The organism is Lysobacter sp. KACC 24251, from assembly GCF_057747755.1.
In genome coordinates this window covers 2,523,153-2,546,882 of sequence record NZ_CM173222.1, presented here as the reverse complement: position 1 = coordinate 2,546,882, position 23,730 = coordinate 2,523,153, and the positions used below count along the sequence as shown (strand labels likewise).

At 66.6% G+C, this 23,730-nt stretch carries 22 protein-coding genes; 11 read left to right on the top strand and 11 right to left on the bottom strand.

Translation table 11 applies throughout. The annotated features are described in order from the left end of the window. Positions 1–2 precede the first annotated feature (2 nt). The 7 genes from AC3ARF_RS11875 to AC3ARF_RS11845 form a co-directional block, all read right to left on the bottom strand. On the bottom strand, positions 3–704 hold the full coding sequence (locus tag AC3ARF_RS11875; RefSeq protein ID WP_498928174.1) for an RNA polymerase sigma factor: 702 nt from the start codon (positions 702–704) through the stop codon (positions 3–5). 95 nt (positions 705–799) lie between these two features. Next, a complete protein-coding gene (locus tag AC3ARF_RS11870) occupies positions 800–1,453 on the bottom strand; it encodes a YkvA family protein (RefSeq protein ID WP_498928172.1) in 654 nt (217 codons plus the stop codon). 126 nt (positions 1,454–1,579) lie between these two features. Beyond that, a complete protein-coding gene (dusB, locus tag AC3ARF_RS11865; RefSeq protein WP_498928170.1) occupies positions 1,580–2,593 on the bottom strand; it encodes a tRNA dihydrouridine synthase DusB in 1,014 nt (337 codons plus the stop codon). 32 nt (positions 2,594–2,625) lie between these two features. Further along, positions 2,626–3,603, bottom strand: a complete 978-nt coding sequence (locus AC3ARF_RS11860) for a ribokinase (protein ID WP_498928168.1) — start codon at positions 3,601–3,603, stop codon at positions 2,626–2,628. A 3-nt stretch (positions 3,604–3,606) separates the two neighbouring features. Beyond that, on the bottom strand, positions 3,607–4,902 hold the full coding sequence (locus AC3ARF_RS11855; protein WP_498928167.1) for a NupC/NupG family nucleoside CNT transporter: 1,296 nt from the start codon (positions 4,900–4,902) through the stop codon (positions 3,607–3,609). Between the two features lie 92 nt (positions 4,903–4,994). Continuing rightward, a complete protein-coding gene (locus tag AC3ARF_RS11850; protein WP_498928165.1) occupies positions 4,995–6,131 on the bottom strand; it encodes a GGDEF domain-containing protein in 1,137 nt (378 codons plus the stop codon). A 58-nt stretch (positions 6,132–6,189) separates the two neighbouring features. Next, the gene (locus AC3ARF_RS11845; RefSeq protein WP_498928163.1) at positions 6,190–6,756 is read right to left on the bottom strand and encodes a TMEM165/GDT1 family protein; all 567 of its coding nucleotides are present in this window, start codon (positions 6,754–6,756) and stop codon (positions 6,190–6,192) included. 282 nt (positions 6,757–7,038) lie between these two features. Here AC3ARF_RS11845 and AC3ARF_RS11840 point away from each other — a divergent pair, with 282 nt between their 5' ends. From AC3ARF_RS11840 to AC3ARF_RS11810, 7 genes are all read left to right on the top strand, one after another. Then, positions 7,039–8,007 (top strand): potassium channel beta subunit family protein, encoded by a 969-nt coding sequence (locus AC3ARF_RS11840; RefSeq protein WP_498928161.1) that lies wholly within the window; start codon positions 7,039–7,041, stop codon positions 8,005–8,007. 95 nt (positions 8,008–8,102) lie between these two features. Next, the gene (hemP, locus tag AC3ARF_RS11835) at positions 8,103–8,312 is read left to right on the top strand and encodes a hemin uptake protein HemP (RefSeq protein ID WP_498928159.1); all 210 of its coding nucleotides are present in this window, start codon (positions 8,103–8,105) and stop codon (positions 8,310–8,312) included. Between the two features lie 74 nt (positions 8,313–8,386). After that, entirely contained in the window at positions 8,387–9,319 is a 933-nt protein-coding gene (locus AC3ARF_RS11830; protein WP_498928157.1) for an SPFH domain-containing protein, read from the top strand. Between the two features lie 3 nt (positions 9,320–9,322). After that, a complete protein-coding gene (locus AC3ARF_RS11825; RefSeq protein ID WP_498928156.1) occupies positions 9,323–9,763 on the top strand; it encodes an NfeD family protein in 441 nt (146 codons plus the stop codon). A 144-nt stretch (positions 9,764–9,907) separates the two neighbouring features. Continuing rightward, positions 9,908–11,014 (top strand): glycine cleavage system aminomethyltransferase GcvT, encoded by a 1,107-nt coding sequence (gcvT, locus tag AC3ARF_RS11820; RefSeq protein ID WP_498928154.1) that lies wholly within the window; start codon positions 9,908–9,910, stop codon positions 11,012–11,014. Positions 11,015–11,153: 139 nt separating this feature from the next. Further along, the gene (gene gcvH / locus AC3ARF_RS11815; RefSeq protein ID WP_498928152.1) at positions 11,154–11,549 is read left to right on the top strand and encodes a glycine cleavage system protein GcvH; all 396 of its coding nucleotides are present in this window, start codon (positions 11,154–11,156) and stop codon (positions 11,547–11,549) included. An 823-nt stretch (positions 11,550–12,372) separates the two neighbouring features. After that, a complete protein-coding gene (locus AC3ARF_RS11810) occupies positions 12,373–12,828 on the top strand; it encodes a hypothetical protein (RefSeq protein WP_498928150.1) in 456 nt (151 codons plus the stop codon). Between the two features lie 99 nt (positions 12,829–12,927). Here the strand turns inward: AC3ARF_RS11810 and AC3ARF_RS11805 are convergent, their stop codons facing one another. Beyond that, the gene (locus AC3ARF_RS11805) at positions 12,928–14,325 is read right to left on the bottom strand and encodes a serine hydrolase domain-containing protein (RefSeq protein WP_498928148.1); all 1,398 of its coding nucleotides are present in this window, start codon (positions 14,323–14,325) and stop codon (positions 12,928–12,930) included. A gap of 86 nt (positions 14,326–14,411) precedes the next feature. On the opposite strand from AC3ARF_RS11805, the gene AC3ARF_RS11800 reads away from it, so the two are divergent. Further along, the gene (locus AC3ARF_RS11800; RefSeq protein ID WP_498928146.1) at positions 14,412–14,993 is read left to right on the top strand and encodes a LemA family protein; all 582 of its coding nucleotides are present in this window, start codon (positions 14,412–14,414) and stop codon (positions 14,991–14,993) included. A 6-nt stretch (positions 14,994–14,999) separates the two neighbouring features. After that, positions 15,000–16,910: a M48 family metallopeptidase gene (locus AC3ARF_RS11795; RefSeq protein ID WP_498928144.1), complete on the top strand. Its 1,911-nt coding sequence runs from the start codon at positions 15,000–15,002 to the stop codon at positions 16,908–16,910. A gap of 36 nt (positions 16,911–16,946) precedes the next feature. Here the strand turns inward: AC3ARF_RS11795 and AC3ARF_RS11790 are convergent, their stop codons facing one another. Beyond that, on the bottom strand, positions 16,947–18,539 hold the full coding sequence (locus tag AC3ARF_RS11790; RefSeq protein ID WP_498931863.1) for a GMC family oxidoreductase: 1,593 nt from the start codon (positions 18,537–18,539) through the stop codon (positions 16,947–16,949). A gap of 130 nt (positions 18,540–18,669) precedes the next feature. Here AC3ARF_RS11790 and AC3ARF_RS11785 point away from each other — a divergent pair, with 130 nt between their 5' ends. Beyond that, on the top strand, positions 18,670–20,007 hold the full coding sequence (locus AC3ARF_RS11785; protein ID WP_498928142.1) for an NTP/NDP exchange transporter: 1,338 nt from the start codon (positions 18,670–18,672) through the stop codon (positions 20,005–20,007). A gap of 5 nt (positions 20,008–20,012) precedes the next feature. Here the strand turns inward: AC3ARF_RS11785 and AC3ARF_RS11780 are convergent, their stop codons facing one another. Continuing rightward, entirely contained in the window at positions 20,013–20,507 is a 495-nt protein-coding gene (locus AC3ARF_RS11780) for a hotdog fold domain-containing protein (protein ID WP_498928141.1), read from the bottom strand. 233 nt (positions 20,508–20,740) lie between these two features. Here AC3ARF_RS11780 and AC3ARF_RS11775 point away from each other — a divergent pair, with 233 nt between their 5' ends. Then, entirely contained in the window at positions 20,741–21,208 is a 468-nt protein-coding gene (locus AC3ARF_RS11775) for a DUF922 domain-containing protein (RefSeq protein WP_498928139.1), read from the top strand. A gap of 47 nt (positions 21,209–21,255) precedes the next feature. On the opposite strand, the gene AC3ARF_RS11770 is transcribed toward AC3ARF_RS11775, so the two are convergent. Further along, the gene (locus tag AC3ARF_RS11770) at positions 21,256–23,724 is read right to left on the bottom strand and encodes an acyl-CoA dehydrogenase (RefSeq protein WP_498928138.1); all 2,469 of its coding nucleotides are present in this window, start codon (positions 23,722–23,724) and stop codon (positions 21,256–21,258) included. Positions 23,725–23,730: the final 6 nt, after the last annotated feature.

Genomic DNA, 23,730 nt, shown 5'->3' with positions numbered 1-23,730 from the left:
CGTTACCCAACGTGATCCACGTCGGCCAGTTCCCGCAGGGCGCTGAGTTCGGCGTCGAGGGATGGGGCGTCGCACACCGTTTCGGCCAGCTCCTCGCGGATCAGCTCGCGTAGTCGCTGACGCAGGCGATGGACGTGCACGGCGACGGTGTTGGGCTTCAGCCCCAGGGCCTGCGCCACCGTCGCGTAGTCACGCGCCTCCGGCGCCTCGGTCAGGAACCCGGACAATGCACGAAACAATGCCTCGCGGTCGCCGTGCCGCACCTCCTCCTCCAGCCTGCGCCGTGCCCGGTCGACCACGGTCAACATCCATAGCCGGTTGAACTCGCGCTCGGGTGAAGTCTCTACGGCTGCCGCCACGGTAGCCTCGTCAAACTCCACCCGCTTCAACTGGCCTCCGCGCTTGCCAGCCGCCCGGCTGGCCCACTCGTTGGCGAGGAAGTGCCGCAGCACCGACAACATGAAGGTACGGAAGCGGCCGCGTTGTGGATCGGCGCGGGCGTCCCAGCGCTGCTCCAGCAGTCGGGCAAAGAATTCCTGTGTGAGGTCCTCGGCGTCCGCGGCGCCGAAGCCATGCTCGCGGATGTATCCCAGCACCGGCTGGCGGTAATGCGTGCAGATGGATTCCAGCGCCGCGCGCGCCTCCGCCTGGCTGCCGTGGCCACGGAGGATGACACTCCATTGCGTGGTCGCGAAACGGGACACCTGCGGCTCCGAAGTGGGCGACGCTCAGGTGCCCCGCGACGGGGCACCCACGTCGTAGTCAACGGGGCGCGAGGCGGGGCTTCGGCCAACGATTGCTACACGATGTGGAACAGCGTCGCCCGCGCATCCACCGGCGCGAAGCGTGGCGCCGCCGGAGTGCCCCAGCCGTGATGCGAGCGCTGGGCCTGCTGCAGCGCTTCCAGCCACTCGTCGCGTCCCAGCCCGGTCTCGCGTGCATCGATGCCGGCGAAATCCGCAGCCACCTGCCGGAAGTGGCAGAAGCTCTCGTAGTCGGCGAGTTCTCCGCGCAGATTCTGCAGCGCGACGTCGACCAGCAATGCATCATCGAGCAGCCCGATGCTTGGCAGGTGGTCCGGAAGCACGTCGTCCGGGTTGTTGATGTAGTCGCGCAACGTGTTGGTTCTTGTCAGTACGTCCGCGTCGGCGCGCCAGTCACGATCTTCGGCCAGTTGCTGGAGGTGATCCCATGCCCGCATGCGTGATTCGACGAAGGCGGGCGTGACCCCGGTCGGGTAGCGCTCCAGCACCCGCCGCGCCGCCGTCACGAACTGGTCGGTGTCCAACGGCGCCGCTTCCGGATCCATGCGCCGCATCGCATCGTTGAACAGCGGCAGGCGCGCACTGTCCACCTCGTAACCGCCTGCATTGTGGCGACGGCCGAATTGGCTTCCGATCACGTCGCCCAGGCCGTTGGGAAAGGTATCGGTGATTCGCTTGGACACGTTCATGGCAGCCTCCGGAAGGAAGGGCTGTGGCCACCGGATCAGGTGGCGCCAACCGTCACACCTTGATTACGCATTCTTGAGCGGCGATGACGGGGCGGCGATGCCCCAATCGGGGGATGACGCAATGCGTCACGCCGCCGTGGGCAAGTCCCGCGCCACGCCCGCCACCAATGCGTCGAAATACTGCCGCGTCAACTGCAATTGGGATTTCGCATCCTCGGCGCGATTGACCACCGTGCGGAAGGCAGCGCGCTGCTCATCTGAATGTTCAGGTCGATCCTTCGCATACCAGCCCAGATGCTTGCGCGCGATGCGCACGCCCGCGGGTTCGCCATAGAACGCGTGCAGGTGTTCCAGGTGTCCCAGCAGCACATCGCGCACTTCACCCAGTGTCGGTGTGGGCAGGTGCTCACCCGTGGCCAGGTAATGGGCGATCTCGCGGAAGATCCAAGGGCGTCCCTGCGCCGCGCGGCCCACCATCACCGCGTCGCAACCGGTGTGTTCAAGTACCTGGGCGGCCTTGGTAGGCGAATCGATGTCACCGTTGGCAATCACGGGAATGCCAAGCGATGCCTTGATGGCCGCAATGGTGTCGTACTCCGCCACGCCGTTGTACTGCTGGTCGCGCGTTCGACCATGCACCGCCAGCGCCGCGATGCCCGCTGCCTCGGCTATCCGGGCGATGGCCAGCGCATTGCGCTGGTCGGCCGCCCAGCCCGTGCGGATCTTGAGCGTGACGGGCACGTCCACCGCGCCGACCACCGCCTCCAGGATGCGCGCGACCAGGGCCTCGTCGCGCATCAGCGCGGAGCCCGCCCAGGCATTGCACACCTTCTTGGCGGGACAGCCCATGTTGATGTCGATGACCTGTGCGCCGTGATCGACGTTGTAGCGTGCGGCCTCGGCCATCACCTCGGGTACGGTGCCGGCGATCTGCACGCTGATGGGCGCGGGCTCCCCGTCGTGATCCATGCGGTGGCGCGACTTGGCCGTATGCCAGAAGCGCGGATCGCTGGTGGTCATTTCCGACACGCACAAGCCTGCGCCGAGCTGCTTGCACAGCACGCGGAAGGGCTTGTCGGTGACCCCGGCCATCGGCGCGAGGATGACCCGGGGCGCGATCTCGTACGGTCCGATGCGCATCCCTGACATTGTACGGGCCACGGCCCGTTGCGTCAGAACGGCCCGAACCGGCGTTCCACCTCGTCCCCGTGCGGCATCGAGATGGCCGCGCCGGCGTGTTCGGTGGAGACGCCCGCGTAGGCACCCGCAAAGCGCACGTGGTCCAGGAAAGGACGCCCGGGCGCGCGCGCCAGCGACGCGGCGAGGGCCCCATTGAACGCATCCCCGGCGCCCGTGGTATCCACCGGCACGACCGCCGCGGCGGGCACGCGGTAGTGCTGAGCGGTGTCGCCGCGCAGGTTCCCCGCCGGGTGCGAGATGAAGCAGCCTGACGCGCCCAAGGTCACCACCACCGTCGCCGCGGGTTGCCAGCGGCGGCACACCGAGTGCAGCTCGGCGTCTTCGCACGCCCCAAGCAAATCCGGGTCCATCACCTCGCCGCAATCGTGCAGCAGATGCGCGCAGAACTCAGTCTCGTTGGGGGTGGCCACGTCCACGTCCGCCCATAGCTCGGGCGGGACCACCACGTTGGCCGGTGCCGGGTTCAGTAACGTCAATACGCCCCGCGCCCGGCCGATGCGCAGTGCCGCGGCGACCGCGTCGATCGGGGACTCCAATTGCGCCAGGACCACTGCCGACGCCTCGATCTGCGTCCGCTGCGACTCGATGAACGCCGGGGATAGCGCCGCGTTCGCCCCAGCCCCGATCACGATGCTGTTGCGGCCGGCATGGTCCACGTAAATGCCCGCCGTACCCGTCGGCAGCGCACTGCACTGCTCGTGCAGGTGGATGCCATCGGCGGCCGCCAGTGCGCGCGCCCATTGCGCACCCACGTCCTCGCCCAGGGCGCACACGAAGGTCGTGGCGGCGCCAGCGCGCGCGGCTGCCGTGGCCTGGTTGAAGCCCTTGCCACCGGGCCCGGTGCCGTACTCCCCGCTAAGGGTCTGCCCGGGCACCGGAAGCTCGGCGCAACGCCACACGTGGTCGATGTTGAACGACCCGACCACCGTCACCCGGCCCGTCACCTTCATGATTTATCCGAACTGCGTCAGCACGCCGGCGATGGTGGCGGTCATCAGCGTGGCGATGGTGCCGCCCAGCACCGCGCGCAGGCCGAAGCGCGCCAGGTCCTGGCGACGATCGGGGGCCAGCCCGCCGATGCCGCCGATCTGGATCGCGATCGAGCTGAAATTGGCGAAGCCACACAGCGCATAGGTGGCGATCAGCTTGCCCTGCTCGGTCAGCGTCACGCCGGCGACCTTGCCGTTGACGATGTCGGCCAACTGCAAGTACGCCACGAATTCGTTGATCACGATCTTCTGCCCGATCAGTCCACCGACCAGGATCGCGTCCTGCCACGGCACGCCAATCAGCCACGCCACCGGTGCCAGCACGTAGCCCAGCAGCGTCGCCATGTCCGTCGGCTTGCCCAGCATCGCCTGCAGGCCGGTGATCTCGCCGATCCAGGTCAGCGGCCAGTTGAGAAGCGCGATCAGGGCGATGAAGGCCAGCAGCATCGCGCCGATGTTCAGCGCCAGGCGCAGGCCATCGCCGGCACCGGCCGCCGCCGCGTCGATGACGTTGCTGGTGGTCTTTTCCACTTCCATCTTCACCGTGCCACGGGTCAGCGGCGTGCCGGTTTCCGGAATGAGGAGCTTGGCCACCACCATCGTGGCGGGCGCAGCCATGATCGACGCGGCCAACAAGTGTTTCGCGTAGTAGGCCTGCTGCTCCGGGTCGCCGCCCCCGAGCATGCCCACATACGCGGCCAGCACGCCACCGGCGATGTGTGCCATGCCGCCGATCATCATCGTGATCAGTTCCGATTCGGTCATCCGGCTGATGTACGGCCGTACCGTCAGCGGAGCTTCGGTCTGGCCGATGAACACGCTGGCGCACACGCTGGTGGTTTCGGCCCCCGACACGCGCATCACCTTGGTGATCGCCCACGCCATCGCCCGCACGATCGCCTGCATCACTCCCAGGTGGTACAGCACGCTCATCAGCGCGGCGAAGAAGATGATGGTGGGCAACACCTGGAAGGCGAAGATGAACCCGTACTTGGTCGTGTCCATCAAGCCGCCGAAGATGAAGTTCGAACCGGCGTTGACAAAGCTGAGGACCTTGACGAAGCCATGGCCCAACGCGTCGAACACGTCCCGGCCGCCCGGAACCAGCAGCACCACCGCCGCAAAGGCCACCTGCAGGCTGACGCCGGTGGCGACCAGGCGCCAGTCCACCGACTTGCGGTTATTCGAGAACAGCCAGGCCAGTCCGATCAGGACGACGAGACCGAACAGGCCAAAGGCCACTCGGGTGATTGCTTCCACGTGTTGATATCCCCACGGCCGGACGCGGCCGTATGTCGGCGCAGCCTAGTGCAGGCTGCGCGTGAACGGCAAGCCGCGCCCTGGTGCGTGGGTCAGGCGTCGCGCGCCACGACCCGGTTGCGGCCCTCCAGTTTGGCCGTTTGCAGGCGCTGGTCGGCGCGGCGCAGCAGCCGCGAGAGATCCTGCCCGTCCTGCGGGAACCCCGCGATTCCCGCGCTGAAGGTGATGCGCCGCGGCGCACCGCCGCGCTCGGCCTCGAATGGGCGCTCGCCGAGCATCCGGCGGATCGCGTCCACCCGCTCCCAGGCCGTGCCCACCGGCTTGCGCAGCACCATCACGAATTCCGCGCCGCTGACCCGCACCAGCTGTTCACCGCCCTCCATCTGGCCGCGCAGCGAGGACACCACGTGGCGCAGCGCACGATCCCCTGCGTGCTGCCCCAGCTCGTCGTTGATCCGCTTGAAGTGGTCGAGGTCCAGCATGGCCACGCTGAGGCTGCCACCGTCGCGCTTCACCGCGTCCAGCAGTTGCGGCACCCGGTGCATAAGCCAGGTGCGGTTGGGCAGGCGGGTCAGGCCGTCGGTACCGGACATTTCCACCAGCCGCTGCATCCGGTAGACCACCATCAACGTGACGCCGGTGACGATGGCCAGGAGGATCAGCCGCTGCACCTGGTTGCTGGCGGTCACGGCACCGTACTCGGCCGACATCAACTGCTCCGGCGAGCCGGCAATCGCGAACACCGCCGCCACCATCAGGCCGTACTGCAATACCGCCAGGGCACCGGCCAGCAGCGTAGTACGGCCATCGTTGCGCAGCGCCGTGACCAGGATCGCCAGCACGTAGCCGCACCAGACCACCATGCTGTTCAGCCCGGAGGGCAGGTGGTTGTCGGCCAGCGCGACCAAGACCAGCGTGGTGGTGGTCACGTCGAACGTGGTCGTGGCGAACGGCAGCCAGCGGTAGCGCCGCCGCCGCCGCGCCAGCGCCAGCCAGATCTGGGCGACGACGTTGACGAACACCGCGCCGGCCAGGCCGATCAGGGTCTCGGCCACGGTGCCGCCGGTGAGGTTGTTGACCAGCGGCAGCAACAGCAACAGGCCCGCGACGACCACGCGGATCCGCGCCACCAGCAATTCGCCGGTGGCGCCCACTTCCAGCATCATTTCATCCGGTCGCGCCAGTAGCGCGGCGCCAAAATCGCGGATGGTTCTTGTCGCGTCCGGCATGCATGGCTTCCCGTGGCCCCGCGTGGAGCATAGCGCTCCCCCCGGTGACGATGTCGTCTCAGGTGCCCATGCCGCGGATCGCGACCCAGGCCGCCAGGCCCAGGAACAGCGCCGCGGCGGTGTAGCGGGCGGCCTTGAGCGGCAGCCGATCTGAGAAGCGGCTACCCAACGCCACTACCGGCACGTTGGCGAGGAGCATGCCCACCGTGGTGCCGGCCACCACGGCCCATAGGGGTTGGTAGTTGGCCGCCAGCAGCACCGTTGCCACCTGCGTCTTGTCGCCGATCTCGGCCACGAAGAACGCCAGTGTGGTGGCGATGAACGCGCCACGCGCGGGCAGCGTGCCGTCGTCGTCGTCCAAGGTGTCGGGTTTCAGTGTCCACAGCGCCACGGCGAGGAAACTGCCGGCCACCACCCAGCGCAGCACGTCCGGCCGCAGCCAGTCCGCCGCGAGCGAGCCCACCCACGCGGCCAGTGCATGGTTGAGCAGGGTCGCGACGAGTATGCCGGCCACGATGGGCAATGGCTTGCGGAAGCGGGCGGCGAGCAGCAAGGCCAGCAACTGGGTCTTGTCGCCGATCTCGGCCACCGCCACGGTGCCGGTGGAAAGGAAAAGTGCGTCCATCAGGTCTCCGGGGCCGGGCGATCGCGATTGACGCGAAGGCGGACGCCGCGCGGCCCGGCCGGGTACGCGCAACGCCTGCCTTCGGTCTTGCCCGAAGCCGCGCGTCGCCGCGCCGGCCCCTCGCGCGCCATGGCCTGCCGGCCAAGTGTGTTGACGCGCACCCCCGCAGGGCGGGTGGGCTACTCCCCGGAGGAGGAAGAGTGCGCGCATTGTACCCGGTCGCACACGGCCTCGCAGCTACACTGGTGGACCTTCCTGTTCCGGATTCATCGGGAGTTGTCCATGCAATACCGTCGCCTCGGCTCGTCCGGCCTGCAACTGTCCGCCCTGTCCTTTGGCGCGTGGGTGACCTTCGGCTCGCAGATCGGTCGCGGCACCGCCCGGGAGCTGATCGCGACCGCCTGGGACCATGGGATCAACTTCTTCGACAACGCCGAGAGCTACGCCAAGGGCGAGGCCGAACAGGTGATGGGAGACGTCATCGCCGACCTCCGCCTGCCGCGCGACGGCTATTGCGTGTCGAGCAAGGTGTTCTTCGGTGCGGCGAAGGAGCCGCGACCCACCCAGAAGGGCCTCTCGCGCAAGCACGTGACCGACGCATGCCACGCTGCGTTGCGCCGGCTCCGGGTGGATTACCTGGACCTTTATTACTGTCACCGCCCCGACCCTGAGACGCCGATCGCCGAGACCGTGTGGGCGATGGACGCATTGGTGCGACAGGGCAAGGTGCTGTACTGGGGCACGTCGGAGTGGTCGGCCGTGCAGATCCGCGAGGCGCATCAGGTCGCCCGCGCAAACCACCTCCACGCACCCACCATGGAACAACCCCAGTACAACCTGCTGCACCGCGAGCGGGTCGAGGCGGAGTACGCCTCGCTTTACACCGAGTACGGCATGGGCACCACCACCTTCTCGCCGTTGGCCTCCGGGATACTCACCGGCAAGTACAACGCGGGCTTTCCGGACGACGCACGCCTGGGCCTGGAGGGCATGGAATGGCTGCAATCCATCGTGCTGGGTTCGGGCGACGATCGCATCGAACGGGCGCGGCGGTTCACTGCGCTGGCCGCCGAGATGGGCGTCGCGCCCGCGACACTGGCCATCGCCTGGTGCCTGCGCAACCCGCATGTGTCGTCGGTGATCCTGGGGGCCAGCCGTCCCGAACAATTGCTGCAGAACCTCGACGCGCTGGAGCTGGGTCGTGAACTGGGCGAGGACGCGTGGGCGCGGGTAGAGGCGACAACCGCCTGACGCCATCGATCCGAGCCGACGCTGGACCATCGATCGCCTTGACATGCAAATGAGAAGCGTTATCGTTAAGGCTGTCCCCGCGATGAGCCCCAACGATGCCGCTCCATCCGACGAATCCCGTGGTCATCCGCCGCCCGCGCCTACACCTGGTCGCCAGCCGTTCCTCGGCCCCGACCGTAGTCGATGTCGGCCAGGTTGAAAGCCAAGCCCTGCTCAACGGCGCACGCGAGTTGCTGATCCGCCATGGAGGCGAGCTCTACCGCCTGCGCCACACCCGCAACGACAAGTTGATCCTCACCAAATAAATCCCGCGGCCGCGGGAGGGCGCGACCGCCGTCACGTCCTATACTCGGACCCTTCATTGGACGAGGGGGCATTGATGGAAATCCTGGCTGTCGTATTGCTGGTCGCGGGCGTGGTGGTGCTGTTCAAGACCGTGCGGATGGTGCCGCAGGGCTACGAGTGGACGGTGGAGCGCTTCGGCAAGTACACCCACACCATGACCCCGGGCCTGCACTTCCTGATCCCGGTGGTTTACGGGGTGGGGCGCAAGATCAACATGATGGAACAGGTGATGGACGTGCCGAGCCAGGACGTGATCACCAAGGACAACGCCGTGGTCAAGGTCGACGGCGTGGTCTACTTCCAGGTGCTCGACGCGGCCAAGGCGGCCTATGAAGTCGCGACGCTGGAGATCGCCATCCTCAACCTGGTGATGACCAACATCCGCACCGCCATCGGTTCGATGGACCTGGACGAATCGCTGTCCAAGCGCGACGAGATCAACGCCAAGGTGCTGGTCGCGGTGGACCAGGCGACCCATCCCTGGGGCCTCAAGGTCAACCGCATCGAGCTCAAGGACATCCAGCCGCCGCGCGACCTGGTCGACTCGATGGCGCGGCAGATGAAGGCCGAGCGCGAGAAGCGCGCCAACATCCTCGAGGCGGAAGGCTTCCGCCAGGCGGCCATCCTCAAGGCCGAGGGCGACAAGCAGGCGGTGATCCTCGAGGCCGAGGGCGAAAAGGAAGCCGCATTCCGCGAGGCCGAGGCCCGCGAGCGCCTGGCCGAGGCCGAGGCCAAGGCGACGCAGATGGTGTCCAACGCCATCGCCGCGGGTAACGTGCAGGCCATCAACTACTTCGTCGCGCAGAAATACATCGAGGCGTTCAAGGCGCTGGCCGAGGCGCCCAACCAGAAGTTCGTGATGATGCCCATGGAATCGGCGGGGGTGATCGGTTCGCTGGGTGGCATCGCCGAGCTGGCCAAGCAGGCGCTGGAGCAACCCGGCCGCGCGACAACCAAGGGGGGCTGACCCATGCAATGGAGCGGGCCGATGGTGTTGTGGGGGGCGGTCGCACTCGCGTTGTTCGCGGCCGAAGCGCTGGCGCCGGGCGCCTTCATGTTGTGGCTGGGGTTTGCCGCGGTCGCGGTGTTCCTGATGGTCGTGGCCATGCCGGGACTGTCGGTACTGGCGCAGGTGGCTGCGTTCGTTGGCCTCGCGTTCGTGTCGATCCTGGTCTATCGCACATGGTTCCGCACCCGGGGGCGCGAAAGCGACCAGCCGATGCTCAACCGTCGCGCCGAACAACTGGTCGGGCGCGTGGTGCCCTTGGACCAGGCCATCGTCAATGGCGCAGGACGCGTGCAGATCGCCGATGCGTTCTGGGATGTCGTCGGGCCCGACGCTCCGGCGGGCACGGCGGTGCGCGTGATCGCCGTCGACGGCATGACGCTGCGGGTCCGTCCGGCGGATTGATCGCGTCGCGGGACGCCAGCATCCGCTGGCGTATGCAGGCAGCATGCAGGTGACAAGGGCGGCTTCCGGGCCGCCTTTCGTCTTGCGGTGTCCCGATCTGGGATAATCCGGGTCCCCACGTCACCTTTTTCAGGCCCGCCCTCGATGACCCAGAAGACCATCCTCAACGAAACCCACCGCGCCCTCGGCGCCAAGATGGTCGACTTCGGCGGCTGGGACATGCCCATCCACTATGGCTCGCAGATCGACGAACACCACCTGGTGCGCAAGGACGCCGGCATGTTCGACGTCTCGCACATGACGGTGGTCGACCTGCGCGGCGAGCAGGTGCGTGCCTTCCTTCGCAAGCTGGTCGCCAACTCGGTCGACAAGCTCACCAAGCCGGGCAAGGCGCTGTACACCGCGATGCTCAACCCGCAGGGCGGCGTGATCGACGACCTGATCATCTACTTCCGCGACGAGCAGTTCTTCCGCCTGGTGGTCAATGCCGCCACCCGCGAGAAGGACCTGGCGTGGATCACCGAACAGGCCAAGCCGTTCGGCGTGACCGTCACCGAGCGTCCGGAGTTCGGCATGATCGCGGTGCAGGGACCGACCGCACGCGAACGCGTGCTTGGCCTGCTGCGCGAAGACGACCGCGCCGCCATCGGCAAGATGGGCAAGTTCGCCGCGACCGAGGCAAAGACCGTGGACGGCATCGATGTCTTCGTCGCGCGCACCGGCTACACCGGGGAGGACGGCTTCGAGATCGTCGTGCCGGAGCAGCACACGGTCGCCTTCTGGAACGGGTTGCTGGCCGCGGGCGTCAAGCCGGCGGGCCTGGGCGCGCGCGACACGCTGCGCCTGGAAGCCGGCATGAACCTCTACGGCCAGGACATGGACGACACGGTGTCGCCATACGAAGCGGCGTTGGCATGGACCGTGGCACTCGACGAAGGTCGTGACTTCATCGGCCGCGCCGTGCTCGAGCAGCAGAAGGCCAACGGCGCCCCCCGCCAGATGATCGGGCTGGTGATGGACGAGAAGGGCGTGCTGCGCCACGGGCAGAAGGTTCTCACTGCCAATGGCGAAGGCGAGATCCTGTCGGGCACCTTCTCGCCGACGCTGGGCAAGGCCATTGCTTTCGCCCGCGTGCCGGCGGGGGAGCCGGGCGCGGTACGCGTCGACATCCGTGGCAAGGAGATCCCCGTGCGCGTGGTCAAGTTTCCCTTCGTGCGCGATGGTCAGCCGCAGGATGGCGTGCTCGGCTGACCCAATATCCCGGCGGCGTGGGCGCCGCCGGATTGCTTCACTGCAGCACAAGTCATCGGGCGCAAGGCGGTTGCGCGGCCCGGCCCTTGGTTAAACTACGTTTCCCTTCACCCACACACGTACCACCGGAGCACCCCCCATGAGTGAGATTCCCGGCGACCTCAAGTTCCTCAAGTCCCACGAGTGGGCCCGCGTCGAAGGCGACGGCAAGGTTACGGTCGGCATTTCCGACCACGCCCAAGGCCTGCTGGGCGACCTGGTCTACGTGGAGCTGCCGAATGTCGGCGACCGCGTCGAAGCCGGCAACGCATGCGCCGTGGTCGAGTCGGTCAAGGCGGCCTCCGACGTGTACGCGCCGGTCAGCGGCACCGTCACCGCGGTCAACAGCTCGCTGGTCGACAAGCCGGAGACGATCAACGAGGACGCGTACGGCGAAGGCTGGTTGTTCACCGTCGCCATCGATGAAGCCGAGCAGCTCAACGAACTGTTGGCTCCGGATGACTACGCCGAACTGTTGGAAGACGAAGACCACTGAGTCCACCCAGTCGCTGTTTCTCCACCGGCCGCCTCGGGCGGCCGGTGTCGTTTTGGGCGTCAGCATTCCATGGTGAGAGCGGCTTGCCGCCCTCGAAACGTCTGCGCAATTTCGCGCAATTGGGCGTGCTGCGTCGCGAAATCGGATGCCCCGCGGAAAAATAATTTCGGCCAGTGTCGAGTGGGCGCGCGGGCGCTGCGGGGTGCGCAGCGTGCATGCGCTCGACCGGTGTCTGCCGTCGCCAGCCCTGCGTCGCAGTTACAAAAACACCTAGAAAAAAGCACTTTTGAAAAATGGGCTTGGTGGTTTCGCCGTGGCCATGCCGGTCATGGAGGGAGCCGCGATTCGATTCGTCGGCAGATCCGCCGACGGCCGCGCAGCGGGGTTGCCAGAAAAAATTGCACGAGGGTTGTTGACACTATGAAAAAGCGTGATTAGGTTTCGCCCAGCAGACGCTTCCTGCAAAAAAAGCGAGTGACCAGAACCAACGCGACAATGCGAAGTGCAAAACGAACCTCCGCCCGTGCTTCCAAGACGGTGGACGCAGGATTCGTTTCCCTCGCGCAAACGCGATCGGTTCAAGAAGCGCAGCCCGGTTCGTCGCCGACGGATCGGGTTTTTGTTTGGCGCGATTCCGGCCGTGGGGCGGCCGGGGGCAAGGGTAGTTTCGATTTCATGGCCACGCGCGGCGGCATGCGCGCGGGCCAACCGGACCCGTTTCCGTGCATACATGGCATGGACGGTGGGCCGCGGATTCCAATTCCGCGGCATTGTTTAGTGCTGGGCGTTACACCCCGATAGACCACTGACGAGGAGCCATACCATGGCCGTTAAGAAAGCTGCCAAGAAGTCCGCCGCCAAGAAAGCGGTGAAGAAGGTCGCCAAGAAGGCTGCCGCCAAGAAGACCGTGAAGAAGGCCGCCGCCAAGAAGGCGGTGAAGAAGGTCGCCAAGAAGGCCGCCAAGAAGACCGTGAAGAAGGCTGCTGCCAAGAAGACGGTGAAGAAGGCCGCCAAGAAGGCTGCCAAGAAGACCGTGAAGAAGGCTGCTGCCAAGAAGACGGTGAAGAAGGCCGCGAAGAAGGCCGCCAAGAAGCCGGCCGCCAAGAAGGCTGCGAAGAAGGTTGCCAAGAAGGCCGTGAAGAAGGCTGCCAAGAAGGCCGCCAAGAAGCCGGCCGCCAAGAAGGCTGCGAAGAAAGCCGCCAAGAAGCCTGCCGCCAAGAAGCGCGCCAAGAAGGCCGCTCCGGCTGCCATGCCGGTGACCCCGGCGCCGATGATCTAAGAAAGTCCCGATACCAGAAGTACGCGGTACCCAACACTCCCTTCCCGCAGCCCAGGCGGGAAGGGAGTTTTTTATGGGCCGTCCGCCAGGCGGCGGGGCTCAGCGCGGCGCGGCGCTCGCCTTGGTGGCGGTGCTGCCCGCGGGCGTCGTTGCCGGCAGTTGGCGGCTGTCGACGTAGAGCGGCGTTTCTTCGGTGTCGACGTCGAGCCAACGCTGCGGCGCCAGGCCCAGCGCGCGGTCGAGGATCGTCGGCAACATCCCCGACGGCACCGAGCTCTCGCTGTTCCACATCAGGGCGACGCCGAAATCCCGGTCGGGCAGCATGGCGATCAGGCCCCGGTAACCTTGTACCGCACCGCCATGGAACACCACGCGTTCGCCGGCGTAGTTGTAGACGCGCCAGCCCAGCGCATAGCTCGCGGACTGCAGGCGCGTGCGGCGCCAGGACGAGCCACGGATCTCGGTGGGCGTGGAAACCAGCGGCTCGTGCAGGGTCGCCAGCAGTGGCGCGGGCAACACGTCGGGGCGGTAGCCGGTGTGGGCCAGCAGATACTGCGCCATGTCACTCGCGCTGGCGTTGACGCCGGCAGCCGGTGCCACCTGGTAGTAGGTCGACTTGGGCTTCACCGAAACCCAGCCACCCCGTCCGCGTACGTGCGGCCGAGCCCAGCGCGCGCTCGACTCGATGCCCTCCAGTCCCAGGCTTGCATCGTTCATGCCCAACGGCTTGAGGATGCGGCTCTGCACTTCCTGGCTGTAGAAATCGCCGGTGGCCGCGAACACGATGTCACCCACCAGGCTGAAGGCGATGTTCTGGTAGCTGTAGCACGTGCCGGGCTGGCACTTCAGCGGCGCGTTGGCCAGCTTCTGGGTCAGCGTGCGGTAGTCGGCGTAGGCTTCCAGCTCGCGATCGTAGGCATTTTGCGGCAGACCCACCCGGTGGCTGAGCAGGTCGGCCACGGTCAGGTTGCGGGCAGCGTTGGGATCGCTGAGGCGGAAGTCGGGGAGGTAGCTGACGAGCTTGCTGTCCCAGCGCAGTGCACCGTCGTTGACCAGCATGCCGGTCAAGGTGCCGGCAAAGCTCTTCGAAAGCGACGCCAGGCGGAACACGGTGTGTGCATCCACCGGCTCGGCAGCTCTGACATCGGTGATGCCGTAGCCGCGCGCGCTGAGCACGCGGCCGTTGTGGACCACCGCCATGGCCAGGCCCGGCACACGCTGGTTGGCAACGAGTTGCTGCGCCATCGCCTCGAACTGGTACACGTCAAAACCGCTGGCGATCGGCTTCAGCGCCTGCCGCGCAAACGCACTGCGATGCTGCTGGCGAGCCAGATCGTGATTGGAACCATCGGCGCGCGCCGCCGAGGCGGCATTGGGCTGCGACGGACGCCAATGCATTGGCGTCTGAGCGGTCGAGCCCAGCGTCATGGTGAGGAGGAGGGCCGAGGCGCCGATGCGCCAGGTCGTCCGTGACCGCCGGGGTGCGTGTTCTTTCATCGGTCGCATCGCCTGCGTATGCTCAAGCTTCGGCCGATAATAGCGCCGATCTCAAGGACTTGGGGGAAGGAACGATGGTCGGCTTCATGATTCTGTTGGTTTTGGTGATCGTTATCGCGCTCTGGGCGGTCGGCCAGTACAACGGGTTGGTGGCGGCCCGGAACGCGTTCAGGAATGCCTTCGCCCAGATCGACGTGCAGTTGCAGCGCCGTTTCGAGCTGATTCCCAACCTGGTGGAGACCGCCAGGGGCTACCTGACCCACGAGCGTGAAACCCTGGAGGCGGTGATTGCGGCCCGCGGTGCGGCCGTGGCGGGGTTGTCCGCCGCCCACGCCAGTCCCGGGGATCCGGCGGCCATGGCCCAGCTGTCCGCGGCGCAGGGACAGCTGAATGGGGCCCTCGGGCGACTGTTGGCCGTTGCCGAGGCCTACCCGGACCTGAAGGCCAACCAGAACATGATGCAGCTCACCGAGGAGCTGACCAGCACCGAGAACAAGGTCGCCTTCGCCCGGCAGGCCTATAACGACTCGGTCATGGCCTATAACAACCGCCGAGAGGTGTTCCCGGCCAGCCTGATCGCCAATAACTTCCGCTTCCTGCCGGCTGCGCTGCTCGACATCCCGGCGGAAAAGGCGCAGATGCGTGAGACGCCCCAGGTCAGGTTCTGACGGGCCATGAACTTCTTCGAGCGCCAGGACCAGGCCCGGCGCATGTCCTCGCGGTTGTTGCTGCTGTTCGCTGCCGCGGTCGTGGGCATCGTGGCGGCGGTCGTGGTCGTGATGGCTGTCTTCGTCGGTCCCCGGCCCGGGCCACTGCTGGCAGCGGCGGTGGGCACGCTGGCGGTGATCGGCCTCGGCTCGCTGTATCGGATCAGCAGCCTGGGCAACGGCGGCGACGTCATCGCCCAGGAGATGGGCGGGGTGCTGGTGCCGGAGGACACCCAGGATCCGAGCCTGCGGCGGTTACGCAACGTCGTGGAAGAGATCGCCATCGCGTCGGGCGTGACCGTCCCCAAGGTCTTCGTGATGGAACACGAGGGCGGCATCAACGCCTTTGCCGCGGGGTATGCACCCTCCGACGCGGCCGTCGCGGTGACCCGCGGCGCCCTCGAACGACTCAATCGCGATGAATTGCAGGGCGTGGTCGCGCACGAGTTCAGCCATATCCTCAACGGTGACATGCGGCTCAACCTCCGCCTGATCGGCGTGCTGTTTGGCATCCTGATGGTCGGGCTGGTGGGGCGGAAAGTGCTGGAACACGGCCGGTTCAGCGGTGGGCGCCGCAACAGCGGAGCCGGTGCAATCCTCGTCGCCGCGTTGGCCGCCATGGTGATTGGGTACGTGGGCCTGTTCTTCGCGCGCATGATCAAGGCCGGCGTCAGCCGCAGCCGCGAGCGCCTGGCCGATGCCTCCGCGGTGCAATTCACCCGCCAGACGGCAGGGCTGACCGGCGCGCTGAAAAAGATCGCGGGCCTGCACGAAGGCTCGCGGATGGCCGAGCGCGGCGACGCGGAAGAGGTGAGCCACATGCTGTTCGGTGACGGCGTGGGCTTCCGCGGCTGGTTTGCCACCCATCCGCCATTGCTGGAGCGGATCCAAGCGCTGGACCCTTCCTTCGACGCATTGCAGCTGGAAAGCCTGTCGCACCAGTGGGCGCTGCATCCGCCACATGGGCTGGAAGAGGATGTTCGCCTCGGTCTGTTGGCGGCCGACGGTTACGCCATGCCAGCGGTGGATGGAGAGCACCTGCTCGCGCCGGCGCGGGTGGTGGCGGAGGTGGCCACGCCTCGCGCCGAGGACTTCGCGCTGGCAGGCGCCATTGTCGAAAGCCTGCCGCCGGAGGTGCACGCCCTCGCCACGCGCCGGGAAACCGTGATGCCGCTGCTTGTTGCGCTGCTGCTGGAGGACGAAGCGCAGCTGCGCGAGCGACAGTTGTTCGAAGTGGCTGCACGGATGGGCGCGATCCTGGCCCAGGAGGCGCGGCTCCTGCGCGACCAGCAACTCGCGGGGCTGCACCCGATGCACCGGTTGCCGTTGGCGGCGATCGCCTTCCCGGTGTTGCGCCTGCGGCCCCGGCCGGAGCTGGATGTGTTCCTTGACGCAATCAACGCGCTGGTCCACGCAGACGGCAAGGTGTCGCTGTTCGAGTACTGCCTGGCGCGGTTGGTGACGGTGCAGGTGCGCGAGTCGCTCGATCCTTCGCGCTACGCCCGTTTTGGTCGCAACAGCCTGGAGCGGGTCCGGCGCGAGATCGCCACCCTCTTGGCGGTGGTGGTCCAGCACGGGCATGCCGATGCGGACACGGCACGCCACGCCTACCTGCGCGGGATCCAGCGCGTGTTGCCGACCGATGCGCTGCCCTACCTGCCGCGTCCGCAGGGTCCGGTGGCGCTCGACGAAGTGTGGGTGCCGCTCGATGCACTGGACCCGTTGGCGAAGCAGCTGCTCGTGGAGGCGCTGACCGTGGCCATCAGCCACGACGGGCGGACCACCGTGGCCGAAGCCGAGCTGCTGCGCACGATCTGCGCGATGCTGCATTGCCCGCTGCCGCCGATGCTGCAGCCCGCGCCACCTGTGGGCACATAAGGCGCGAGTCGTGCGGCAGCCGCCCGCCCGGGCCGATCACGATGCCCGGATCAGGTCTGCCGCGCGCTCGGCAATCATGATGGTCGGCGCGTTGGTGTTGCCGCCGATCAGGGTGAGCATCACCGATGCGTCGATGACCCGCAGACCGTCGACGCCCCGTACCTTCAACGCGGGATCCACCACCGATGACCCGTCGCTGCCCATCCGGCAGGTACCTATGGGGTGATAGACGCTCTCGGCCTTGGCGCGCACGAACGCCTCCAATCCCGCATCGTCCAGGTCATCGCGTGCCGGGTAGATCGGGTCCCCGCGGTATGGATCGAATGCGGGCTGGGCGAGGATTTCGCGTGACAGCCGGGCGCATTCGATCATCATCTTCAGGTCGAAGCCTTCCGCATCCCCCAGGTAGTTTGGCTCGATGCGCGGCTTGTCGCCTGCCCGCCCGCTGGCCAGCGACAGACGACCGCGACTGCGGGGCCGCAGGAAGCAGGCATGGACGGTGAAGCCATCGCCGGCCAGTCGATGGCGGCCATGGTCATCCAGCATGGCGGGCACGAAGTGCATCTGGATGTCCGGGCGCGCGTCGGGCGCGTGGCGGGAACGGATGAAGGCGCCGGCCTCGGCGATGTTGCTGCTGCCGGCCCCGCTGTGGCCACGCAGGTAGTAGTCGAAGGCAACCTTGAGGTCGCTGAGGCGGTCATAGGTGACGCGCTGCGTGGAGTGGTACAGCGTGCAGACGTCGAGATGGTCCTGCAGGTTGCCGCCGACCTGGGGTGCATCGACCAGCACGTCTATGCCGTGGCGACGGAGCTCGGTTGCCGGACCCACCCCCGACAGCATCAACAACTGCGGCGAATTGATCGCGCCGCCGGACAGCAGGACCTCGCGGTTGGCAGCCTGGTGAAAGGCCTTTCCGCCCGCGGTGTAGGTAACGCCGTTGGCCCGCGGCACGCTGCCGCTGCGATCGAACGTGATGCGGTTGACCATCGCCCCCGTGACCACATGCAGGTTGGCCCGCGACCGCACCGGATGCAGATAGGCGACCGCACTCGAACAGCGTTCCCCATTCTTCTGCGTGACCTGGTACAGGCCAAAGCCTTCCTGGTCCGGGCCGTTGAAATCGCGATTTGCGGGGTAGCCGGCCTGCCGGCCAGCTTCGATGAAGGCGTGGGAAAGCACATTGGTATAGCGCAAGTCGGAGACGTATAACGGTCCGTTGGCCCCGTGCAATGCATCGGCACCACGCTCGTTGTGTTCCGATCGGCGGAAGTAGGGCAGCACCGACGCCCAGTTCCAGCCGGTGGCACCCGCGTCCGCCCATTCGTCGTAATCCTGGGCGACGCCGCGTACGTAACACATCGCGTTGATGGAGCTGGAGCCCCCCAGCACCTTGCCGCGTGGCCACCACAGCACACGGTTGTCCAGGGCGGGGACCGGCGCGGTGTCGTAATCCCAGTTGACGCCTTTCTTGCCCACGAGCTTGGCCAAACCGGCGGGCATGTGGATGAAGGGGTGCCAGTCGCGCGGGCCTGCCTCAAGCAGCAGGACTTTGACGTCCGGGTCCTCGCTCAATCGGCTGGCGAGCACACAGCCGGCCGAGCCGGCGCCAATGATGATGTAGTCGTACACTCGGATGTCCGGAGGCGTCACGCAGCGAGGCTAGGCGCGGGGGGTAGAGCAAATGCTCTGTGCGCGATAGGGGTTTTTCATGGTGCCCTGATCGGCTACCGTGGCGCCAGCCACCCCAAGGTCCAACCTCGTGCGCCCTGCCCATCCCGCGGCACCCGGTCGATTCCGTGCGGCGCTCGCTGAATCGCCGCCGCTGTGGTGGTCGCTTGTGTACTTCTTCAGCCTTCTATGCGGCTACTACGTGCTGAGGCCGGTCCGCGATGCGATGGGCGCGTCCGGCAACGTGTCCGATGTCTTTCCGCTGTGGCTGGTCGAATGGGCCGAAGGTGCGGGTTGGGACCTGGCGGGCCTCACCCTGCAGGTGCTGTTCACCATCACGTTCGTGGCGATGGTGGTGCTGCAGCCGCTGTATGGCGCACTGGTCTCGCGCTTCCCGCGTCGCGTGTTCCTGCCAGCGGTGTACCTGTTCTTCATCGCCTGCCTGTTGGGCTTCCACTGGATGTTCAACCAGGAATGGACCGGGCGCGGCGCAGCCTTCTTCGCCTGGACGGCTGTATTCAACCTGTTCGCGGTCAGCGTGTTCTGGAGCTTCATGGCCGATGTGTTCGACAACAAGCAGGCCAAGCTCTTCTACGGTTACATCGGCGCAGGCGGCACCATCGGTGCCCTGGTCGGGCCGGTCCTGACCCGCGTGTTGGTGCAACGGATCGGCGTGGACAGCCTGCTGCTCATTTCCGCCGGCTTCCTTGCGGTCTGCCTGCTGTGCATCATGAAACTGCGCCCTTGGGCCCTGCGCAGCGAGCAGGCGCGCGGTGAGGCGAGCGGCGATGCGGCGATGGGCGGCTCGGTGTTGGCGGGTATCCGGCTGGTCATGTCGGACCCACTGCTGCGCGCCCTGGCGATGCTGATGTTCTTCGGCGTTGGCGTGGGCACGCTGCTCTACAACGAGCAGGCGGCCATAGCGCGGGCCAGCTTCATCGCCGACGAGGCGCGCACTGCGTACTACGCCAACATCGACCTCGCGATCAATGCCCTGACCATCACCACCCAGCTGCTGGTCACCCGCTGGTTGCTGCTCCGCCATGGCATTGCGCCGGCGTTGCTACTGCCCGCCGCGGCGATCATGTTCGGTTTCGCCATGCTGGCTGCGTCGCCGTTGCCCTTGCTGGTGGCTGCCGTGCAGGTCCTGACGCGGTCCAGTGAGTTCTCACTCGGCAAGCCTGCCCGGGAAACCATCTATACCCGGGTGGACCGTGAGTCGCGCTACAAGGCCAAGGCGGTCATCGACACCGTCGTCTACCGGGCCGGGGACCTCAGCTTCGTGTGGTTGCACAAGTTGCTGGCGGTGTTTGGCTCGACGACCGTGTTCGTGACCGGCGTCGGCGTGGCCGCCATGTTCCTGTTCAGCGCGTGGCGGGTGGTGCGGGAGCAACCGCCCTTGCCGGCGGGAGTGCCAGCCTCCACTTGACCGCTTCAGCCTGCTGGGCGCATGCCGGCGCGCGTGGGCCGCGGAGACACCCACATGGCGATCCTGGCGCGGAAGACCACTGCGCCCTTGTCGTCGCGAACCTCGACCAGCACGGGTGCGTCATACCCAGCCTCGGATATTTCCAGGGAGCCTTCCGGGGTGGCGACCGCGTGCATCGTCCCGACGGCCTTCCTCAGGTACTCCACGCCCATGCCTTTGGGAATCCAGCGCATCGTCGGTGGCAAGGTGGCATCGGTCATCACCCCAGCCGCCAGTTCCGCGAGGTTGCACAGGGCGATGGCATGCACGGTGCCCAGGTGGTTGTGCACGCGCCTGCGGTCGGGAATGCGGACCTCGCAGCGTCCCGGTTCCAAGGCGACGAAGCGGGGTTTGATCGTGCCGAAGTATGGGGCCTTGAGGCATACCGCGCGGGAGAACAGCCAGTGGCCAGCCGGCCAGCGCGTGATGCGGCGATAAAACGAGAGAACGTCGATCGGCATCCTGAAAATCCGATTGGCGGCGACAAGGCCGCGTACGCCTTGTGCTCTGTGGTGATAGTGGGCAGAGTCGGTCCACTTTTGGCGAGCCAGGACGGTGCCGCGTGCTATTGCAGTTGATCAGCTGGCTTACGATTGGACTTGGAGCCACGTCGGACGGGCCCGATCCTGCCGTCGGTGCGACGGCAAGGACTCCCGCGGTCATCGTTACACGCTCCACGTTAACCTATCCGATTGTGGGCAACGATATCGACGAGCTGAGGGACCGGCTACGCGCCCAGTTGAACCTCGACGCTGCCGCCGGAGGCCACGCGTTGACGCGGAGCGAGATTCAGGTCGGCTACGACTTCGAGCGCAGTGGGGGGAAATGCACGCTGATCCAGGCGCAGATCGTCCTGGACGTCACGACAGTCCTTCCTTCATGGCACCCCAACCAGCCTGTGCCTGCGGCTTTGCGCCATCAGTGGCAGCAGGTCAGCATGGCGCTTGACACCCATGAACGCGGTCACGCCGACCACGCGCTCGCGGCCTCCGAAGCGCTACGGCACCAACTTGCCCAACTGCCCGCTACCGCGCCTTCTTGCCGGGAAATCGAATCCGCGGCCCAGCGCATCCTGTTCCGCGTGATGACGCACCTGAAGTTCCGCGACCAGCGTTACGACATGCGAACCCAGTTCGGTTCAGCTCAAGGTGCCGTGCTGTAGCTGCCCGATCGCGACGAGTCCCGAAGGACTCGTCGCATGCAGGTCGATCAAGCTGCCTCGCGGCCCAACTCACCCGAAGGTCGATACGCCGCGGATCGCAACTCCTCCGCTTCGAAGTCATCGACGCTGATCGTGTCGATGGTCAACTCCCGCAGTTCTTCCAGCAGCTTGCGCTCCTCGGCGGTGATCCAGCCTTCACGCACGCCTTCGTCCAGCTGCGTGGCGAAATCATGGGCCTCGATGTCGCTGTTCTTCAGCGCCTTGATGAACTTGCGCTCTACCGGCTCGGCCAGGATGGCCTTCTGCAGGTAGCTGTTGATGCGGCCGGCCGGGTTGTTGGCACACGGCGTGGTGAAGACACCCACCGCCAGGCGGTCGCGTGCCTCGTTGGGCGACATCAGCAAGGACGCGACCTTATGGCACAGGCGGTCGCTCGGGTACTGCGCGCGGCGTCCCAGCGGGAAGACCAGTGCCCACAGCAGCCAGCCGATCGGGCGGATCGGGAAGTTGCGAAGCGCGCCGGAGAATGCGTTCTCGATCTTGAACACCGCGTTGTGGATGGACCACGCAAGCAACGGCTGGTCGGAGGCCGGACGGCCCTCATCCTCGTAACGCTTGAGCAGCGCGCTGGCGATGTACAGGTTGCTGAGCACGTCGCCCAGGCGTCCGGACAGGGACTCCTTGAACTTGAGCTTTCCACCCAGCAGCAGCATCGACGTGTCGGCCATCAGCGCCAGCGCTGCCGAGTAGCGGTTGAGCTTGCGGTAGTAGCGCCGGGTGTAGGTATCGCCAGGCGCCGCGCCGACCTTCGCGCTGGTCAGGCCGAACCACAGCGAACGCACGGCGTTGGAGATGGCGAAGCCGATATGACCGAACAGTGCCGCATCGAAGTCGCGCAGGCGCGCCGATGCGTCCGGGTTCGTCGCCGCCTTCATTTCCTTCAGTACCCACGGGTGGCACAGGATCGCACCTTGGCCGAAGATCATCAGCGAGCGCGTCATGATGTTCGCGCCTTCCACCGTGATCATGATCGGGGCGGCCTGCCAGTTGCGACCGGCGAAGTTGCGGGGCCCCAGGATGATGCCCTTGCCGCCGATGATGTCCATGACATCCTTGGCGACTTCGCGACCCATTTCGGTGCAGTGGTACTTGGAGATGGTCGACGGCACGGCCGGCAGCTCGCCGCGCGCGACGGCTGCGGCCGAGGCCTCTGCCAGGGCGCTGACGGTGTAGGCGTGACCGCCGATGCGCGCCAGCGCCTCCTCCACGCCTTCGAAGCGGCCGATCGACAGGCCGAACTGCTTGCGGATGCGCGCGTACGCGCCCGTCGCGATCGCCCCCATCTTGGAGCCGCCGCTGGCGGTCGAGGGCAGGGTGATCGAGCGGCCGATCGACAGGCACTCCACCAGCATCTGCCAGCCCTTGCCAGCCATGGCCTCGCCGCCAATGAGCTGGCTGAGCGGGATGAACACGTCCTTGCCGCGCACCGGGCCATTCTGGAACGGGCTGTTGAGCGGCATCGCACGGCGACCGACCTCGACGCCCGCGGCGTCTCGCGGCAGCAGGGCCAGCGTGATGCCGATGTCCTCCTTGTCACCGATCAGTCCGTCCGGATCATACATGCGGAAGGCCAGGCCGATCAGCGAAGCGACGGGAGCGAGCGTGATATAGCGCTTGTCAAAGGTCAGCTTCACGCCGACCACGCGAGCGCCGTTCCATTCGCCCATGCAGACAATGCCGTAGTCCGGAATCGACGTGGCGTCCGAGCCTGCCCACGGCCCGGTCAGCGCAAAGCAGGGCACTTCGCGGCCGTCGGCCAGTCGGGGCAGGTAATAGTCCTTCTGTTCCTTGGTGCCATAGTGCATCAGCAGTTCGGCCGGGCCCAGCGAGTTGGGCACACCCACGGTGGAGCTGACCACCGAGGAGATCGAGGCCAGCTTCTGGATCACCTTGTGGTTGCCCAGCGCGGTGAAGCCCAGGCCGCCGTATTCCTTCGGCACGATCATGCCGAAGAACTTGTTCTTCTTGATGTAGTCCCAAAGCGCGGGCGACAGGTCGGCATCAACGTGGGTGATCTGCCAGTCGTTGGTCATCCGGCACAGCTCTTCCACCGGGCCGTCGAGGAATGCCTGCTCGTCCGGGCGCAGCGTGGGCTTGGGCTGGTTGGCCAGCACGTCCCAGTCGGGCGCGCCGGAAAACAGCTGTCCTTCCCAGCCCACGGTGCCGGCTTCGAGCGCAACGCGTTCGGTTTCCGACAGCGGCGGCAGGATCTTGGTGTAGAAGCCCAGCAGCGGCTTGGTGATGAAGGGCAGGCGGATCGCAGGCAGCAGCAGCGGCACCGCAATCAGCGCCACCAGCACGCCGGCAATGACAGTGGCGGTCCCATTGGCGCCCAGCAACCAGCAGGCCACCAGCACCGCGGCGGTCGACGCGGCCCACACGGCCAGCCGGAGGCGGTGGTAGGCCGCGATCGCGCCCACCAGCAGGAAGGCAAGGAAGGGAATGGCGATGCTCATGGTGGT

Coding starts and splice junctions, on each gene's coding strand:
- AC3ARF_RS11870 (WP_498928172.1), bottom strand. CDS start 1,453: ATGAACGTGTCCAAGCGAATCACCGATACCTTTCCCAACGGCCTGGGC.
- dusB (WP_498928170.1), bottom strand. CDS start 2,593: ATGCGCATCGGACCGTACGAGATCGCGCCCCGGGTCATCCTCGCGCCG.
- AC3ARF_RS11860 (WP_498928168.1), bottom strand. CDS start 3,603: ATGAAGGTGACGGGCCGGGTGACGGTGGTCGGGTCGTTCAACATCGAC.
- AC3ARF_RS11850 (WP_498928165.1), bottom strand. CDS start 6,131: ATGCCGGACGCGACAAGAACCATCCGCGATTTTGGCGCCGCGCTACTG.
- AC3ARF_RS11845 (WP_498928163.1), bottom strand. CDS start 6,756: ATGGACGCACTTTTCCTTTCCACCGGCACCGTGGCGGTGGCCGAGATC.
- AC3ARF_RS11840 (WP_498928161.1), top strand. CDS start 7,039: ATGCAATACCGTCGCCTCGGCTCGTCCGGCCTGCAACTGTCCGCCCTG.
- hemP (WP_498928159.1), top strand. CDS start 8,103: ATGCCGCTCCATCCGACGAATCCCGTGGTCATCCGCCGCCCGCGCCTA.
- AC3ARF_RS11830 (WP_498928157.1), top strand. CDS start 8,387: ATGGAAATCCTGGCTGTCGTATTGCTGGTCGCGGGCGTGGTGGTGCTG.
- AC3ARF_RS11825 (WP_498928156.1), top strand. CDS start 9,323: ATGCAATGGAGCGGGCCGATGGTGTTGTGGGGGGCGGTCGCACTCGCG.
- gcvT (WP_498928154.1), top strand. CDS start 9,908: ATGACCCAGAAGACCATCCTCAACGAAACCCACCGCGCCCTCGGCGCC.
- gcvH (WP_498928152.1), top strand. CDS start 11,154: ATGAGTGAGATTCCCGGCGACCTCAAGTTCCTCAAGTCCCACGAGTGG.
- AC3ARF_RS11810 (WP_498928150.1), top strand. CDS start 12,373: ATGGCCGTTAAGAAAGCTGCCAAGAAGTCCGCCGCCAAGAAAGCGGTG.
- AC3ARF_RS11805 (WP_498928148.1), bottom strand. CDS start 14,325: ATGAAAGAACACGCACCCCGGCGGTCACGGACGACCTGGCGCATCGGC.
- AC3ARF_RS11800 (WP_498928146.1), top strand. CDS start 14,412: ATGATTCTGTTGGTTTTGGTGATCGTTATCGCGCTCTGGGCGGTCGGC.
- AC3ARF_RS11795 (WP_498928144.1), top strand. CDS start 15,000: ATGAACTTCTTCGAGCGCCAGGACCAGGCCCGGCGCATGTCCTCGCGG.
- AC3ARF_RS11780 (WP_498928141.1), bottom strand. CDS start 20,507: ATGCCGATCGACGTTCTCTCGTTTTATCGCCGCATCACGCGCTGGCCG.
- AC3ARF_RS11770 (WP_498928138.1), bottom strand. CDS start 23,724: ATGAGCATCGCCATTCCCTTCCTTGCCTTCCTGCTGGTGGGCGCGATC.